This window comes from Williamsia deligens (assembly GCF_024171765.1).
Lineage (GTDB): Bacteria > Actinomycetota > Actinomycetes > Mycobacteriales > Mycobacteriaceae > Williamsia_A > Williamsia_A deligens.
In genome coordinates, this window is record NZ_JAMTCI010000001.1 from 909,198 (window position 1) to 925,070 (window position 15,873).

At 70.6% G+C, this 15,873-nt stretch carries 16 protein-coding genes; 7 read left to right on the forward strand and 9 right to left on the reverse strand.

Annotated elements, in window-relative coordinates:
* Positions 1-35: 35 nt before the first annotated feature.
* From LX14_RS04275 to LX14_RS04295, 5 genes are all read right to left on the reverse strand, one after another.
* Positions 36-401 carry a hypothetical protein gene (locus LX14_RS04275; RefSeq protein ID WP_253646022.1) on the reverse strand — a complete coding sequence of 122 codons (366 nt, stop codon included), beginning with the start codon at positions 399-401 and terminating at the stop codon, positions 36-38.
* Positions 398-1,120: a hypothetical protein gene (locus LX14_RS04280; protein WP_253646023.1), complete on the reverse strand. Its 723-nt coding sequence runs from the start codon at positions 1,118-1,120 to the stop codon at positions 398-400. Before LX14_RS04280 ends, LX14_RS04275 begins: the two co-directional genes overlap by 4 nt.
* 120 nt (positions 1,121-1,240) lie before the next feature.
* Complete coding sequence (gene groL / locus LX14_RS04285) at positions 1,241-2,866, reverse strand: chaperonin GroEL (protein ID WP_253646024.1); 1,626 nt, start codon at positions 2,864-2,866, stop codon at positions 1,241-1,243.
* Positions 2,867-3,134: 268 nt separating this feature from the next.
* On the reverse strand, positions 3,135-3,479 hold the full coding sequence (locus tag LX14_RS04290; protein ID WP_253646025.1) for a GNAT family N-acetyltransferase: 345 nt from the start codon (positions 3,477-3,479) through the stop codon (positions 3,135-3,137).
* A 5-nt stretch (positions 3,480-3,484) separates the two neighbouring features.
* A complete protein-coding gene (locus LX14_RS04295; RefSeq protein ID WP_253646026.1) occupies positions 3,485-4,480 on the reverse strand; it encodes a pirin family protein in 996 nt (331 codons plus the stop codon).
* 79 nt (positions 4,481-4,559) lie between these two features.
* Here LX14_RS04295 and LX14_RS04300 point away from each other — a divergent pair, with 79 nt between their 5' ends.
* Positions 4,560-5,015, forward strand: coding sequence for a carboxymuconolactone decarboxylase family protein (locus LX14_RS04300; protein ID WP_253646027.1), 456 nt, complete (start codon positions 4,560-4,562; stop codon positions 5,013-5,015).
* Positions 5,016-5,018: 3 nt separating this feature from the next.
* Here the strand turns inward: LX14_RS04300 and LX14_RS04305 are convergent, their stop codons facing one another.
* On the reverse strand, positions 5,019-5,606 hold the full coding sequence (locus LX14_RS04305) for a TetR/AcrR family transcriptional regulator (protein ID WP_253646028.1): 588 nt from the start codon (positions 5,604-5,606) through the stop codon (positions 5,019-5,021).
* Positions 5,607-5,711: 105 nt separating this feature from the next.
* Between LX14_RS04305 and LX14_RS04310 the strand changes: the two genes are divergently transcribed.
* Positions 5,712-6,956, forward strand: coding sequence for an MFS transporter (locus tag LX14_RS04310; protein WP_253646029.1), 1,245 nt, complete (start codon positions 5,712-5,714; stop codon positions 6,954-6,956).
* A 4-nt stretch (positions 6,957-6,960) separates the two neighbouring features.
* On the opposite strand, the gene LX14_RS04315 is transcribed toward LX14_RS04310, so the two are convergent.
* Positions 6,961-8,919, reverse strand: coding sequence for an acyl-CoA thioesterase/BAAT N-terminal domain-containing protein (locus tag LX14_RS04315; RefSeq protein WP_253646030.1), 1,959 nt, complete (start codon positions 8,917-8,919; stop codon positions 6,961-6,963).
* Between the two features lie 154 nt (positions 8,920-9,073).
* On the opposite strand from LX14_RS04315, the gene LX14_RS04320 reads away from it, so the two are divergent.
* The 3 genes from LX14_RS04320 to LX14_RS04330 all read left to right on the forward strand — a co-directional run bounded on the left by LX14_RS04320 (position 9,074) and on the right by LX14_RS04330 (position 11,963).
* On the forward strand, positions 9,074-10,246 hold the full coding sequence (locus tag LX14_RS04320) for an acyl-CoA dehydrogenase family protein (RefSeq protein ID WP_253646031.1): 1,173 nt from the start codon (positions 9,074-9,076) through the stop codon (positions 10,244-10,246).
* Positions 10,247-10,305: 59 nt separating this feature from the next.
* A complete protein-coding gene (locus LX14_RS04325) occupies positions 10,306-11,430 on the forward strand; it encodes an acyl-CoA dehydrogenase family protein (protein WP_253646032.1) in 1,125 nt (374 codons plus the stop codon).
* Between the two features lie 71 nt (positions 11,431-11,501).
* Positions 11,502-11,963, forward strand: a complete 462-nt coding sequence (locus tag LX14_RS04330) for an SRPBCC family protein (RefSeq protein ID WP_253646033.1) — start codon at positions 11,502-11,504, stop codon at positions 11,961-11,963.
* 30 nt (positions 11,964-11,993) lie between these two features.
* Here the strand turns inward: LX14_RS04330 and LX14_RS04335 are convergent, their stop codons facing one another.
* Positions 11,994-12,200 (reverse strand): hypothetical protein, encoded by a 207-nt coding sequence (locus LX14_RS04335; protein ID WP_253646034.1) that lies wholly within the window; start codon positions 12,198-12,200, stop codon positions 11,994-11,996.
* Between the two features lie 68 nt (positions 12,201-12,268).
* The gene (locus tag LX14_RS04340; RefSeq protein WP_253646035.1) at positions 12,269-13,066 is read right to left on the reverse strand and encodes an HAD-IIA family hydrolase; all 798 of its coding nucleotides are present in this window, start codon (positions 13,064-13,066) and stop codon (positions 12,269-12,271) included.
* Positions 13,067-13,130: 64 nt separating this feature from the next.
* Here LX14_RS04340 and LX14_RS04345 point away from each other — a divergent pair, with 64 nt between their 5' ends.
* Together LX14_RS04345 and moeA are read left to right on the forward strand one after the other, a co-directional pair.
* Entirely contained in the window at positions 13,131-14,537 is a 1,407-nt protein-coding gene (locus tag LX14_RS04345; protein WP_301283157.1) for a dipeptidase, read from the forward strand.
* Complete coding sequence (gene moeA / locus LX14_RS04350; protein ID WP_253646036.1) at positions 14,534-15,802, forward strand: molybdopterin molybdotransferase MoeA; 1,269 nt, start codon at positions 14,534-14,536, stop codon at positions 15,800-15,802. The genes LX14_RS04345 and moeA overlap by 4 nt, the downstream gene beginning before the upstream one ends.
* Positions 15,803-15,873: the final 71 nt, after the last annotated feature.

The window sequence follows — 15,873 nt, forward strand, 5'->3', positions numbered from 1 at the left end:
TGCGGACTCGGCGGATCCTCGCGCGGCCTGTGACCTCAGGTCGCGTCGTCCCACTGCACCAACTCCACCTGCACATCCCCCAGCCGGACGGTCGCGTTGCGGCCCGTCGGAACCCGCGTCGGAGGCGCGACGACCCGGTCGATCCGCGGCAGCAGCGCCGACAGCGTCTCGTCGAGATCGTCGACCAGCCAGGTGGTCTGGGTGTCGCGCACCGCGGCGAGGGCGTCGTCGTCGCCCGCGACGACGACGGTATCGTCTGTGATCATCACCTGCAATCCGCGATCGGGCAGGGCGAACCGCCTGCGCACGGTGATGCGTGGCCCCAGCAACTCCCGCGCTGCCACGAAGTCGTCGAGATCGGCGGTGTACACCCGCGCGAACGTCCGCAGAACGGCGCTCAATGGTTCACGTTGATGTCGCGGGACATCGTGAACCCGACTCCGCGGTGAAAACATGTGATCCCCGCGGTGGTCGAGGCGCAGGTGGTGCCGTCGATGGTCACGACCTGGCCGTACTGGAGGACGTTCGCCAAGATCAGTTCGCCGGACGATGTGGAGAAGTATCCCGCGACGAAATTGCGGCGGCCGCAGGCGTTCTGGATGCCACCGGCCTTGAACAGGTAGTTGATGTACTCGCTGTCCTCGGTGTTCCTGCAGTACCCGCCGATAGTGTTCCGGACGGTGACCTTCGCCCCACAGCTCACCGTCCGCGACTTCTCGTCGTCGTCCACGCCGCACTCCACGTTGCCGCTCGGCGACCGGAAGTAGTGTCCTGGAACGTTTCCGGACGGATCGTATCGGAACTCGTCCGCCGACACCGTGTCGTCCGCCGACGACAGGCTGCGTGGGATGCCCTCCACCGCGGGACGGTTCGGCGATCCGGCCGCCTGGTTCGGCGCCTCGTCCGCGGCAGCTGTCGGTCGGTTGGCGGTCGGTTGATCGGAAGCCTCGTCCGACGGTGCGTCGCCCGCTGTCGAGGCCGACTGCGTGACCGTGAGTGTGGACGTACCGGTCGCGCTCGATGTGGCGCCGTCGGAACCGCAGGCGGCCAGTAGCGGAACCGCCATCACCGCGGCCACGACAGCCATGAGTGCGGTGCGTGTGAAAACAGATCGCGTCATGACTTCTCCATGATTCGTTCGGGCGTACACATGGACATCGAATCATGGACGAGACGCCGAAGGCCGACCACCGCGAACGGTGACCGGCCTCCGGTTGTCTGATGAGTCAGACGGACGGGCTCAGAAGCCCATGCCGCCCATCTCGTCGCCACCCGGCATCGCCGGGGCCGGGTTCTTCTCCGGCTTGTCGGCGACAACGGCCTCGGTGGTGAGGAACAGAGCCGCGATCGAGGCTGCGTTCTGCAGCGCCGAGCGGGTGACCTTCACCGGGTCGTTGATGCCGGCGGCGAGGAGATCCTCGTACACGCCGGTGCCGGCGTTGAGGCCGGTGCCCAGCGGGCTGTTGCGGATCTTGTCGGCGACGACGCCGGGCTCGAGGCCCGCGTTGAACGCGATCTGCTTGGCCGGGGCCTCGAGCGCGACGCGCACGATGTTGGCACCGGTGGCCTCGTCACCCTCGAGCGACAGGCCGTCGATGGCCGGCTCCGACTGCAGCAGGGCCACGCCACCACCGGCGACGATGCCCTCTTCGACAGCGGCCTTGGCGTTGCGCACGGCATCTTCGATGCGGTGCTTGCGCTCCTTGAGCTCGACCTCGGTCGCAGCGCCGGCCTTGATGACCGCGACGCCGCCGGCCAGCTTGGCCAGACGCTCCTGCAGCTTCTCGCGGTCGTAGTCGGAGTCGCTGTTCTCGATCTCGCCACGGATCTGCGAGACACGACCGGCGATGGCGTCGGAATCGCCCGCGCCCTCGACGATGGTGGTCTCGTCCTTGGTGACGACGACCTTGCGCGCGGTACCGAGCAGCTCGATGCCCGCGCCCTCGAGCGAGAGGCCGACCTCTTCGCTGATGACCTCGCCACCGGTGAGGATGGCGATGTCGGCCAGCATGGCCTTGCGGCGGTCACCGAAGCCCGGGGCCTTCACGGCGACGGACTTGAAGGTGCCACGGATCTTGTTGACCACCAGGGTCGAGAGCGCTTCGCCCTCGATGTCCTCGGCGATGATCAGCAGCGGCTTGCCGGCCTGGATGACCTTCTCCAGCAGCGGCAGCAGGTCCTTGACCGTCGAGACCTTGCCCGAGACGAGCAGGATGTAGGGGTCCTCGAGGACCGCTTCCTGACGATCGGCGTCGGTCACGAAGTAGCCCGAGATGTAGCCCTTGTCGAAGCGCATGCCCTCGGTGAGCTCGAGCTGCAGGCCGAAGGTCTGAGCCTCCTCGACCGTGATGACGCCTTCCTTGCCGACCTTGTCCATGGCCTCGGCGATGAGCTCGCCGATGGACGGGTCGCCCGCGGAGATACCAGCGGTCGCAGCGATCTGCTCCTTGGTGTCGATCTCCTTGGCGGACTTCAGCAGCGACTCGGTGACGGCCTCGACGGCCTTCTCGATGCCGCGCTTGAGGCCGAGCGGGTTCGCGCCGGCCGCGACGTTGCGCAGGCCCTCACGAACGAGCGCCTGGGCGAGGACGGTGGCGGTGGTGGTGCCGTCGCCTGCGACGTCGTCGGTCTTCTTGGCGACCTCCTTGACGAGCTCGGCACCGATCTTCTCGTAGGGATCCTCGAGCTCGATCTCCTTGGCAATGGACACACCGTCGTTGGTGATGGTGGGGGCGCCCCACTTCTTCTCCAGCACGACGTTGCGACCCTTGGGTCCCAACGTCACCTTGACGGCGTCGGCGAGGCTGTTCAGTCCCCGCTCGAGGCCGCGACGGGCCTCTTCGTCGAACGCGATTTGCTTGGCCATGCGAAGTGATCCTCCGATAGGGGGTGACACTGAAGTTCGTTGGCCGGACTCGGTGCCCGCGACGGACGACCAGGTATCAGCAGGACCCGATCTCACCGTCCCGACCTGGCACTCACGGTCCGCGAGTGCCAACCGCATTTCTAGCACTCGCCCCTGGTGAGTGCAAGGTTACGGGGGCGACGTCCACAACTGACACCGCGGGCAGCCGGCATGTGCGACACGCGTACGCCTCACGCCATCGGTGAGGGTTGTGGACGAGCGGCCGCGCTCAGCCCGTGTGGTCGCGGAGGTAGGCGAGATCGTCGCGGGTCGGGCGGTCGACGATGTCGGCGTAGTCGTCGTGTTTCTCGACGAAGGCCTTGAACAGCGGGCACACCGGCACCACTCGGGTCCCCGCCGCGCGCATCGCGTCGAGTGAGGCGCGGACGAGGACAGTGCCGAGTCCGCGGCCACCGAACGCCTCGTCGACCTCGGTGTGGAAGAAGATGCGGCGACCCGCGTGGTCGCGATAGTGGGCGAACCCGACGACAGCACCGTCGAGGACGATCTCGAAGCGCTGCCGGTCCGGGGCGTCGACGACGTCGACGGCGGCGCCGGTCTTGTCCGTGAGCATCTGCGTCATCCTTCGTCGCGGGGGCGTGCGTGCGGGTCGGGGTTGTGGCGCGGCCGCAACACCGTGGTCGGGAGGGTGGGTGCCGGGATGCGCGGGTGCGGTCCGACGTAGCCGTCGACCACACCGAACCTGTCCGCGTGCGCCTCCCACTCCTGGCGGTATCGGGCGATCTCGTCGTGCGTGCGACCGACGAAGTTCCACCACATGACGATCCGCTCGCCGAACGGTGTCCCCCCGAGGACGAGCACCCGTCCGGGCTCGGTGGAGTCGTTGCCGATCTCGATGCGCTCGGCACCGACACCGACGTATCCCAGCTCGGCGACCGCGAGACGCTCACCCTCGACCGCGATGTCGCCCCGGTCGACCAGGATCCCGTGTTCGAAGGCCGGGTCGACGTCGAGCACCACCCGCGCACCGGGGTCGACGACGAGTTCCGCCCCGACCAGCGGGGTCGCCGTCGGCACCGGCGACGACGAGTCCGCCAGCGAGCCCAGGAACACCCGCAGCGTGCCGCCGTCGAGCGGAACGGGATCCGGGACGTGGTGGTGGAAGTCGCGCCGACCGTCGCGCGCCCCGTCGGGCAACGCCAGCCACAGCTGCGCGCCGTGCAGGATCGTCGTCTCGGGTGTGGACACCTCGGAGTGGCTGATCCCCGCGCCCGCGGTCATCAGGTTGATCTCGCCCGGCCGCACCATCGCGTGGACGCCGGCGCTGTCGCGGTGCTCGACCTCCCCGGAGAACAACCAGCTCACCGTGGCCAGCCCCGTGTGCGGGTGCGGCGCGACGTCCATCCCCGTGGACACCGAGACGTCCTCCGGGCCGTAGTGGTCGATGAAGCACCACGCGCCGATCAGCGACCGGCGACGCTGGGGCAGGGTGCGGCGGACCGCCATCGCGCGTGGTCCACCGAGGGGCACCTCCCGCGCCGTGATGACCTCGACGGCCACCCGCGGGCCGGCGACACATTCCTGCTCGACCGGCTCGGCTTCCAGATTGCTCATACGACCCGCCCTCTATCGTGGTGCGTGCGACGAGGATACGCCCGACCGGCCGTCGCGCCCGGAGCCGAGAGGACCGCCCGTGACGCAGCCGCACGTGTTCATCGACAAGCAGTCACCCGCCGTCTATCGCGCGTTCGGTGCAGCCGCGGCGGCGGTCGGCGACGACGCCGCCGGCGCCGACATCCCCCGCGTCCTCGTCGAGTTGATCAACGTCCGCGTCTCGCAGATCAACGGGTGCGCGTTCTGCCTCGACCTGCACACCCGCCGCGCGCTCGCCGCCGGGGAGACGAGCAACCGACTCGCGACGCTCCCCGCCTGGCGGGACACCGAACTCTTCGACGACACCGAGCGCGCCGCACTGCGGCTGGCGGAGATGGCGACGACCCTGCCCGACCACGGGACGCAGGAGCGGGAGTACGAGCACGCCCGGTCGGTGTTGTCCGACGCCCAGATCTCGGCCGTCGTGTGGACGGCCATCGCGATCAACGCCTTCAACCGGGTGTCGATACTCAGCCGACATCCCGTGCGGCAGTAGCGCTCAGTTCGTCGCCGGGGCCAGGGCGCTCATCGCGACGACGTCGTCCACGAGGCGGTGGGCGTACTCCTCGTCGACCTCGAGACCGAACGCGACGTGGTGGTACAGCGGCGCGATGACGTGGTCGAGGACCTGCATCACGGTCGGCACCGACTCGCCGCGGTCGGCGCCGCGGGCGAGCATGCGGGCGGCCTGCTCGAGCCGGATGTCCCAGCACGGGCACGAACCGGGCACCCCGACGCGCGCGCCGACCATCGCGCGCAGGTAGACGACGCGCTGCGGACGGGTGATGTCGGCGGCAATGATCGCGGCCCAGTCCCGGAGGTCGCCGACGACCGTCCCGGTGTCGGGGAGAGGCTCGTCGCCGGTCAACGCCGCCACCGCGACCTCCGAGAGCAGGGCGTCGATGGTCCCCCACCTGCGGTAGATGCTGGTCGGGTTCACACCCGCGCGTTCCGCCACCTGCGGCACCGTCATCGAGTCGCGGTGTCCGGCACTGACGAGCTCGCCGACGGCGGCGTACACAGACGCCTGCACACGGGCGCTGCGGCCACCGGGACGGCGTACGGAACGACGATCGGGCGAAGGCATGCGACCATTATTGCAAACGGGTTGGCTTTTGGGCACACCATGGCTTACCGTTTCGAAAAGCAAACGCCATTGCTTTAACGAACGCCTGGACCCGGGAGGCCCGCCATGCCCCGACTGCCCCGCCCCGTCGCCTTCTGGACCGTCGCGGTCATGACGACGACGGTGCTGCTCTCGTCGGCCGCGCCGTCCCCGCTGTACCCGGTGTATCAGCAGGTCTTCGGATTCTCCGCGTTCACCCTGACCCTGGTGTTCGCCGTGTACGTGGTCGCCCTCGTCGGCACCCTGCTCACGGTCGGGTCCATCTCGGACCACATCGGGCGGCGTCCCGTCCTCGCCGCGTCGATCGTCCTGCTCATCGTCAGCATGGTGGTGTTCGTCGAGGCCGACGGCGTCGGGATGCTGCTGACCGCGCGCGTCCTGCAGGGACTGGCCACGGGCGCGTTGACGGGTACGGCCAGCGCGGCCCTCGTCGACCTCGCCCCGACCCCCCGCCTCGGCTCCATGATCAGCACCGCCACGCCGCCGCTGGGTCTCGCGACCGGATCCGTGCTCGCCGGCGTCCTGGTGCAGTACGCGCCACTCCCCCGCGAGCTCGTGTACGTCGTCGTCGGGACCGCCCTCGCCGTCCTGCTCGTGACGATCGTGTTCCTGCCGGAGACGTCACCGCTGCACGGGTTCACCTCGCGCCGCCACCTGGCCACGACGATGTCGCCGTCGATGTCGGTCCCGGGCGAGGTCCGTCCGACCTTCTTCGCAGCTGCCCCCGCCATGATGGCCACCTGGTCGCTGGGTGGGTTGTACCTGTCGCTGGGGTCGTCGATCGCGGCGAAGGTGCTGGGCGTCTCGAACCACGCCGCCGCGGGCGCGATCCTCTTCTCCTTCTTCGGCAGCGCGGCGGTGTCCGCGGCCCTGGGCACCCGTTTGCCGTCCCGGATCGCGTTGACCCTCGGCTACGGCGCCCTCGGCGCCGGCGTGCTGGTCAGCATGCGCGCGACGCTCCTGGCCTCCGCACCGCTCTACGTGGTCGGGTCCGTCGTGGCCGGGACGGGGTTCGGCACCACCATGCTCGGGGTGATGACGAACATGGCCACGGCGACGGCACCGGGCGACCGGGGCCGGGTCTTCGCCGCGGTCTTCGCCCTGAGCTACACGGCCTTCAGCGTCCCGGCCGTCGTCGCCGGGGTGGTGGCCACCCACGTCGGACTGACCCCGACCGCCGTCGGCTACGCCCTGTTCATCGTCGGTCTCGTGGTACTGGCCGCCGGAGCCGCGATCATCCTCGGACGGCGCGGGGTGACCGACGAGTCGGCAGCCGAGGATTTCGCCGAGGTCGCCGACTGCGTCGCCTGAGGCGTCAGTCGAGGATGCGGGCGAGGAACTCCAGCACCTCGCCGCGTGCCGTGCGCTGCGCGAGCGCCTGACCGACGCGGTCACCGCCGAACGCGATCCCGCCGGTCCACTGCGCAGCGGTCGGGAACTCGCCGAACCGGATGAGGTGTCCGGCGCCCGGGACCACGACGAGACGGTCGTCGTCGGAGTGGCGAGCCTGCACCAGGGTGTGCGCCATGCGCGCCGACGGCCACAGGGCGTCGTCGGCGCCGGCGATGCACAGAACCGGCACGGGCACATCGGACCCCAACGACGGTCCGTCGGGCAACGGGGTCGCCACGATCGCGGCGTCGAGGCCCGCGGCGTAGGCGGGCCAGAGGCGGAGCAGGCTCGGCCGCCCCCGGTCGATGTCGCGACCGACGGTCGCGGCCTCCGCCACCAGCTGCGGCATCAGGCGTCCGGTCGGGACGGGTACCGCGGGCACGGGGACACCCGACCACCGCCACGACGACGTGTCCGGGATGTCCCCGTCGGGGCCGACGGCCTGCCAACTCACCGACGAGGGACTCACGAGCACGAGCCCCGAGAGGACGGTCTCGCGGATCGCCGAGCCGGCCATCGCGACCGCCGCCACCAGTCCCTCGGCCCCGCGCGAGATCCCCACGCACACCACACTGAGCGGGTTGACGTCGTCCAGCGCGCACGCCTCCGTGATCGCACGCGTGAACCGTTCGAGCGGGATGTCGACGACAGTCGCCTCGTCCGGCGCGGTGGGCTCGTCCACCCATGAGACGGCGACGGCCAGGCGACCGTGTGAGGCCAGCATCGCCACGGTCGACCGCTGCGAGTCGACGCCGCCCTCGGATCCGCCGAAGCACACGACGACCGGCCACCCCGCCGGCGGACGATCACCGTCCGGTCGGGCGACCACCGCGGCGCGACCACCGAGCTCGACGTCCTCAACGCGCACGTCGTCGTCGGCGTGGGATCGGGAGACGGAGCGCCGCACCACGTCCTGGCCGTCCCGGCGCACCGTGACGGTCACCGTCCAGGCGTCTGCGGGCGGGACGAACATCTCGCCACCCGGCTCCGGCCGCATCGCCCAGATCGGCGCGGCAGGGTCCGCGACAGACCAGTCGCCGTCGCGGGGTGCGTCGCGACCGGTGTCGACCGTCCCGTCGGACGTCGGCGTGAAGCGGGCGTGCGACGCCCACCGTCGGCCCACGAGGTCGACGCCCGTGCACTCCAGGTCGACATCCGTGTCGGGGTCGAGGCCGGCGACGGTCACGACGAACGGCTCGTCGTGGCGGGTCGCCACGGGCAACTCCAGTGTCACGGTGTCGTCGGCGATGTCCGGCGGGGCTGCGGGCTGATCGACGGGCGTCGCCGGCGCCGCTCGTGCTGCGACCTTCGCGGACTGCCTGTCGAACCAGGGCGGGAACGCGCCGGACACGGCCCCGGCCACACCCAGCACCACGAACGGGATCACCCAGTAGCAGACGACGGACAGCGGACGGTCGGCGTCGCGGACGGTCGCGCTGCCGTCGACGATCGGCGGCACGAACGACACCGCGGTCATCACCGCGAAGGCGCCCACCCACATCCACGTCATCGCGAGCGTGACGGCGCGGAACCCGTCGGTCCGGGCGGTCACGTCGTCCACCGCGTCCGCGGCGTACTCCCGCACGAAGGGCCGGCCGACGAGCACCCCCACCAGCGCGACCAGGAACAGCCCCAGGTTGCCGACAGGCTGCAACCAGCGTTCCAGCACGGAGTCGTCGAGGGCGATCGCGGCGATCAGCAGGACGACGAAGACGACCGCGGTCCCGACGTCGAGGGACCGCCACCTGCGCCCGGAGGCCCGGGTGACCGTCGTCGCCAGGAGTGCGACCCCGGTCGCACACGCGACGGCGACGACGAAGCCCGTGTTGCCCACGAGCACCCAGAACAGGATCCAGGGCGCGAACCCCAGGACGAAGGACATCCGCGCACCCTTCTCTCGTCGGCCCCGGACCTCATCTCATCGCATCCGACGGCGACGTGAGCCCGGTTCGTCGTTGCCGACCTGCGACCTCCTGCCCGGCGGTCGAGACGGGGTCGTGCTTCCGGGCGGAGCTGCTCGGGAGTATCAAAGAGGTATGCACCTGCAGCTCACGCCCGACGAGGCAGCCTTCCGCGACGAGATGCGGACGTTCTTCACCACGAAGATCCCCAAGGAGATCCGCGAGCGCTCCGCCAAGGGCGCGCTGAACTTCCCCGACGACATCATCACGACCCAGCGCATCCTCAACGAGGAGGGCATCGCGGTCCCGAACTGGCCTGTCGCCGACGGCGGCAAGGACTGGACCCCGGTGCAACGCCACATCTGGCAGGACCAGCTGAACCTGGCCGCCGTCCCGGAGCCGCTGGCGTTCAACGCCGCCATGGTCGGCCCGGTGATCGCCCAGTTCGGGTCGCAGGAGATCAAGGACCGCTTCCTGCCCGCGACGGCGAACCTCGACATCTGGTGGTGCCAGGGCTTCTCCGAGCCTGAGGCCGGCTCCGACCTCGCGTCGCTGAAGACCAAGGCCGTGCGCGACGGTGACCACTACATCGTCAACGGGCAGAAGACCTGGACGACGCTGGCCCAGTACGCCGACTGGATCTTCTGCCTCGTCCGCACCGACCCCGACGCGCCGAAGAAGCAGGCCGGCATCAGCTTCCTGCTCATCGACATGAACTCCGAGGGCATCGAACGCCGCCCGATCCAGCTCATCGACGGTGGCCACGAGGTCAACGAGGTCTGGTTCACCGACGTCCGCGTCCCCGTCGAGAACCTGGTGGGCGAGGAGAACCAGGGCTGGAGCTACGCCAAGTTCCTCCTGTCGAACGAGCGCGGCGGCATCGCCCGCGTCTCCTACAACAAGATCCGTCTGGCCCGGGCGAAGGAGCTCGCCGCGTCGATCACGACCCCGAACGGCACCCTGCTCGACGACCCGCACATGCGCGCCCGCTTCGTCGAGCTCGAGAACGCGCTGCTGGCGCTGGAGCTGACCCAGCTGCGCGTCGTCGCCGCGGAGACCGGCGGCAAGCCGAACCCGGCGTCGTCGGTGCTCAAGCTGCGGGGCAGCGAGATCACCCAGGACGTCACCGAGCTGATGACCGACCTCGCGGGCAACGACGCGCTGACGGTGTTCGACGCCGACGTCGACGACTCCGAGTGGGCCCACCTGGCCATGCCGACGTACCTCAACACCCGCAAGGTGTCGATCTACGGCGGCTCGTCGGAGGTGCAGCGCACCATCATCGCCTCCGGGATCCTCGGGCTCTGACCCGCCGCCCTCCCCGCTCACCTCCCACACCCGTACCCACGAGAGAGGGTCGTCCCCCCATGGATTTCGAACTGACCGAAGAGCAGACACTGCTGCGTGACACCGCGCGCGAGGTGCTCGGCCGCGCCTACGACGTCGAGAAGCTGCGCGATGTCGCCGCGACCGATCGCGGCTGGAGCACCGACGTCTGGAACTCACTCGCCGAGATCGGCATCCTCGGACTGCCGTTCACCGAGGAGGACGGCGGTGTCGGCGCCGGATTCGCCGAGACCGCGGTCATCGCAGGCGAATTCGGGCGCTCACTGGCACCCGAGCCGTTCATCACCGGCATGGCCACCCCCGGTGTCGCCCTGGCCGCGGCCACCGACGACGCACTGCGCGGCGAGATCGTCGCAGCACTCGCCGGGGGCGACCTGGTGCTCGCCTACGCCCACGACGAGCCCGGGGACCGCTGGCCCACCGCGGCGCTGTCGACCACGGCCACCGCGTCCGGCGACGGCCACACCCTGACCGGCACCAAGAGCCCGGTGCTCGCCGGTGACGTGGCGGGCAAGTTCATCGTCACCGCCACTCTCGACGGGGCGCCCGCACTGTTCGTCGTCGACGCCGACGCCGACGGCGTCACCCGCACACCGCTGCGCACGCACGATCGTCGCCGCGCCGCACGCATCACCTTCGACGGCGCGGCCGCCACCGCGCTCGCCGTGGACGACGCCGCCGCCGTCATCACCAAGACCGAGGTCGTGACGCAGACCCTGCTGTGCGCCGAGGCCGTCGGCGCGATGGAGCAGGCCCTGAACCAGACGACCGACTACCTGAAGTCGCGCAAGCAGTTCGGCGTCCCGCTGAAGACGTTCCAGGCGCTGACTCACCGCGCCTCGAACATGTATGTGGAGCTGGAACTGGCCCGCAGCATCAGCACCTACGCCACCATGCGACTGGCCGACGACGACGTCGACCCTGCCACCGCATCGCGCGCGAAGCTGCAGATCTGCCGGTCGGCCCGCCTCATCGGGCAGGAGACCATCCAGCTGCACGGCGGGATCGGCCTCACCGCCGAGTACCCGGTGGGTCACGTCGTGAGCCGGCTGACGGCGATCGCGCACACGCTCGGTGGCTCCGACGACCACCTGCGGGTGCTCGCGGAGTCGGTCGCCGATCACGACATGCTGACGCTGATCTGAGCGCCCCGGGGGCCATGGGGTGTGGGGTACCGACGGTTACACTCACGTCTCCCCGACGAAGGAGTCACCCCATGGCCGCCCCGCTCATCGAGACGTCCACCGAGATCGCCGCCACGCCCGAGCGTGTGTGGTCGATCGTGTCCGACCTCGGGCGGATGGGTGAGTGGAGCCCGCAGTGCCGCAAGGTGATCGTGCGGGGTGGGACGGTCAAGCTCGGCGCCCGGACGATCAACGTCAACAAGCGGGGGCTGCTCGTGTGGCCGACCACGGCGAAGGTGGTGCGGTTCGAGCCGAACAAGCAGATCGCCTACAGGATCACCGAGAACCGCACCGTCTGGGGCTTCGAGATCACCCCGACCGACGCCGGCGTCCGTCTCACCGAACGGCGTGAGGCCACGGGCGGGCAGACCACCAAGGTCTCGTCGACGCTCATCGACCTCGTCATGGGCGGCACCGACTCGTTCGACGCGGAACTCGAAGAGGGCATGCGCGAGACCCTCGTGAAGATCAAGGCAGCGGCCGAGCGCGGCTGAGGCGCACCCCCGCCGCGCCCGACCGGGGTCTCACTCGGCGAGCTTCGACACCGCCTGCGCCCACAGGAAGAACTTGTTGGTGCCCAGGTCCTTCACGGTGGTGATGTTGAACGCCTCCTTGAGGAGTTCGGCGTGACGGGGGCTGACACCCTGCAGCGCGTCGACCGGCGCGTCGGCCAGCTCGTCGATCGGCTTGTCCTCGTAGGCCTTGTCGAACTTGTCCTTGAATCCCGCCATGGGCTCCTCCTTCTCGGCGCCGCGGACGTCCCCGCGCGCACCGACCACCGTACGACCCGTCGGCGGCGTCAGGAACCGAGTCGCGACATCAGATCAGGCAGATCGGCGATCGAGTCGATGACATGGTCGGGGACGGGACCGAACTCGTCGGCCAGGACCTTGTCGAGTTCGTCGGCGCGGAACTTGCCGGTGCGCACCAGGACTCCCTGCAGGGCCGACGCCTGCGCGCCCAGCACGTCGTTGTGGAGATCGTCGCCGACCATCACCACCGAGGTGGGTTCCATCCCCAACATCTCCACGGCCGCACGGAATCCGATGGGCGACGGTTTTCCGATGGCCCGGATCCCCTGTCCCACAGCCTTCTCCAGGCCCTCGAGGTAGACGCCGGTGTCGATCTTGACGCCGTCGTCGGTGGACCAGGTCATCGAGCGGTGCATCGCGACGACGGGCACGCCGTCGAGCATCATCTGCAGGATCCGCGACATGGCGTCGTGGGTGAAGCCCGGGCCCGCACCCCCGAGGACGACGACCTCGGGGTCGTCGTCAGGGCCGTCGACGATCTCGACACCGGACATGTCCTCGGCGATCGGCCCCTTGTTCAGCACCCACACCCGCCGACCCGGGTACTCCTCCCCGAGGAACTCCGCGGTCAACCGCGCCGCCGACAGGATCTCCTCCGGGCCGACCCGCAACCCACACGACGTGAGCGCGTCGGCGATCTGGTGTCGCGACCGCGACGTCGTGTTCGTGAGGAACATCCGGGGTACCCCGCGACGCTCGAGGGCGTCGAGGGCCTCGACGGCGCCGGGCAGCGGACGCCATGAGGTGACCAGGACCCCGTCGATGTCCAGCAACAACCCCGTCATGGCTCGAATCTAGTCGGCCCCAGAGTCCGTCGCACCGCGCCCGTCGCCTGGCATGCTGGCTCCCATGCCCCCGTTGCCGGACACGGCCGATCGCACCCAGGACCACGCGGCCCTCGCCCCGCTCGTCGCCGACCTGATGGACCGAGCCCGCACCGACCTCGCCGCCCTCGTCGCGCACCCGTCCGTGCACGGCGCCCCCGGCCGCGAACAGGCCTGCGCCGACGCGGCGCAGTGGGTGGTCGACGCCTTCACCGAGGCCGGTGTGCCGTGCTCGTCGATCTGCACCGTCGACGGCAGCCACGCCGTCATCGGGCACCACCCCGGGCCGGAGGGCTCGCCGACCGTCCTGCTCTACGCCCACCACGACGTCCAGCCCGCCGACGACGCCGACTGGGCCTCACCGCCGTTCACGCTGACCGACCGCGACGGCCGCTGGTACGGACGCGGCGCTTCGGACTGCAAGGGCAACGTCGTCGCCCATCTCACCGCCCTGCGTGCGCTCACCGCGCTCGACGGCGACGGCCTGCCCTGCGGCGTCCGCGTCGTCGTCGAGGGCTCCGAGGAGGCCGGCGGAGAAGGCCTCGACCGTCTCGCCCGCGACCAACCGAGCCTGTTCGACGCCGACGTCATCCTCATCTGCGACACCGGCAACGTCGCCGCCGGCACCCCCACCCTGACCACAAGCCTGCGCGGCGTGGTCAACGTGAAGGTGACCGTGGAGACCCTCGAATCGCGCGTGCACTCCGGCCAGTTCGGCGGTGCGGCACCCGACGCGCTCGCCGCCCTCATCGCCGGACTCGCCAGCCTGCGGGATGCCGAGGGCGACACCACCATCGACGGCCTGCCGGCCACCGCGACGTTCGACGGCGCCCCGTACGACCCCGAGACGTTCCGGTCCGACGCCACGGTGCTCGACGGCGTCGACGTGATCGGGTCCGGCGCCCCCGCCGACATGGTCTGGGCGCGTCCCGCGGTCACCGTCATCGGGCTCGACGCCCCCGCCACCGCCGGGGCCGCGTCGGCCATCGCCCCGCGCGCCGCGGCGATGCTGAACCTGCGGGTGCCCCCCGGTGTCGACCCGATCGTCGCCCGCGATGCCCTCGCCGACCACCTGCGCGCCCACATCCCGTGGAACGCGCGGGTCACGGTCGAACCCGAGGCGGTCGGCGCCCCGTTCGCCGCCGACACCACCGGCCCCGGCTACCGGGCGCTCACGGCCGCGATGGAGCAGGCCTACGGCGCGCCCGTCGTGCGTTCGGGCCAGGGCGGGTCCATCCCGCTGTGCACGGTGCTCTCGGAGATCAGCCCCGACGCCGAGATCGCCCTCCTCGGCGTGGAGGAACCCCGGTGTCGCATCCATGCCGCCGACGAGAGCGTCGACCCCGACGAGATCGCGCGGACAGCACTGTCGGAGGCACTCTTCCTGCGCGGGATGGCCGGCGGGATGGCCACCGGGACCGCGCGACCGTGAGCGGTCACGACCACCCGCTCCGGCCCGGTGAGTCCTTACGGCCCGTCGCCGAGCACGCCCGCGTCGTCGCGGCGCTCGTCTCCGCGCGGCCACCGGAGCGCGTGCGACTGGCCGACGCGCTCGGACGTGCCTGCGTCCACGACGTCACCGCACCGATCGCGCTGCCCGGCTTCGACAACTCCGCGATGGACGGTTACGCGGTCCGCGCCACCGACGTCGCCGCGGCGACCGACGACGAGCCCGTCGTCCTTCCCGTCGCCGCGGACATCCCCGCGGGCCGGACCGACGAACTGACGCTCGAGCCGGGCACCGCGCACCGGATCATGACCGGCGCACCGATGCCCGACGGCGCCGACGCCGTGGTGCAGGTCGAGTACACCGACGGCGGCACCACCACCGTCGCGATCCGCCGCGCCGTGGACGCCGGCACGTCGGTCCGCCGTGCCGGCTCCGACATCGCCGCCGGTGATCTCGCGCTGGCCGCCGGGACCGTGCTCCACGCACCCCAGATCGGTCTGCTCTCCGCGCTCGGCGTCGCCGAGGTCGACGTCCCACCCCGGCTGCACGTCGTCGTCCTCTCGACGGGCAGCGAGCTGGTGGCCGCCGGACAACCGTTGCTGCACGGGCAGATCCACGAGTCGAACGGCGCGATGCTGTGTGCCGCCGTCACCGCCGCGGGGGCGCGCGCGAGTGCCATGCACTTCGTGCCCGACGACGTCGACGAGTTCCGCGCCCACCTCGACGGCGTGGTCGACTCCGACGACCCACCCGACCTCGTTCTGACCTCCGGCGGCGTGAGCGCCGGCGCCTACGAGGTGGTCAAGGACGCGCTCGCCCGTGACGAGGTCGAGTTCGTCAAGGTCGCGATGCAGCCCGGGATGCCGCAGGGCTGCGGTCGGTACTCCTCCTCCTCGGGACGGTCGGTGCCGATCGTCACGCTGCCCGGCAACCCCGTCAGCGCACAGGTCTCGTTCGAGATCTTCGTGCGCCCACCCCTGCGGGACGCGATGGGTCTGTCGCGGGATCGTCGCCGCGCCACGGCCGTTCTCACCGACGATCTGCGCTCGCCCCCGGGCAAGCGGCAGTTCCGTCGGGGTGTCGTCGAACCCGCCGACGGCGGCGGACTGCAGGTGCACCCCATCGGGCCGCCGTCGTCGCACCACCTGCGCTACCTCGCCTCCGCGAACGCCCTGGTGGACATCCCCGCCGAGGCCTCCGACGTCGCCCGCGGCACCGCCGTCGAGGTGCTCCTGCTCGACGACTGATTGCCCGCCCGTCCCGGGGAGCCGTTAGGCTGGCGGTCCGTACAGGCGCGTCGGCGACACGGCGCAACAGC

What these genes read in the sequence shown, in the direction of transcription:
- LX14_RS04280 (WP_253646023.1), bottom strand. Translation starts at nt 1,120, where the DNA reads ATGACGCGATCTGTTTTCACACGCACCGCACTCATGGCTGTCGTGGCC.
- groL (WP_253646024.1), bottom strand. Translation starts at nt 2,866, where the DNA reads ATGGCCAAGCAAATCGCGTTCGACGAAGAGGCCCGTCGCGGCCTCGAG.
- LX14_RS04290 (WP_253646025.1), bottom strand. Translation starts at nt 3,479, where the DNA reads ATGCTCACGGACAAGACCGGCGCCGCCGTCGACGTCGTCGACGCCCCG.
- LX14_RS04295 (WP_253646026.1), bottom strand. Translation starts at nt 4,480, where the DNA reads ATGAGCAATCTGGAAGCCGAGCCGGTCGAGCAGGAATGTGTCGCCGGC.
- LX14_RS04305 (WP_253646028.1), bottom strand. Translation starts at nt 5,606, where the DNA reads ATGCCTTCGCCCGATCGTCGTTCCGTACGCCGTCCCGGTGGCCGCAGC.
- LX14_RS04310 (WP_253646029.1), top strand. Translation starts at nt 5,712, where the DNA reads ATGCCCCGACTGCCCCGCCCCGTCGCCTTCTGGACCGTCGCGGTCATG.
- LX14_RS04315 (WP_253646030.1), bottom strand. Translation starts at nt 8,919, where the DNA reads ATGTCCTTCGTCCTGGGGTTCGCGCCCTGGATCCTGTTCTGGGTGCTC.
- LX14_RS04320 (WP_253646031.1), top strand. Translation starts at nt 9,074, where the DNA reads ATGCACCTGCAGCTCACGCCCGACGAGGCAGCCTTCCGCGACGAGATG.
- LX14_RS04325 (WP_253646032.1), top strand. Translation starts at nt 10,306, where the DNA reads ATGGATTTCGAACTGACCGAAGAGCAGACACTGCTGCGTGACACCGCG.
- LX14_RS04330 (WP_253646033.1), top strand. Translation starts at nt 11,502, where the DNA reads ATGGCCGCCCCGCTCATCGAGACGTCCACCGAGATCGCCGCCACGCCC.
- LX14_RS04335 (WP_253646034.1), bottom strand. Translation starts at nt 12,200, where the DNA reads ATGGCGGGATTCAAGGACAAGTTCGACAAGGCCTACGAGGACAAGCCG.
- LX14_RS04340 (WP_253646035.1), bottom strand. Translation starts at nt 13,066, where the DNA reads ATGACGGGGTTGTTGCTGGACATCGACGGGGTCCTGGTCACCTCATGG.
- LX14_RS04345 (WP_301283157.1), top strand. Translation starts at nt 13,131, where the DNA reads ATGCCCCCGTTGCCGGACACGGCCGATCGCACCCAGGACCACGCGGCC.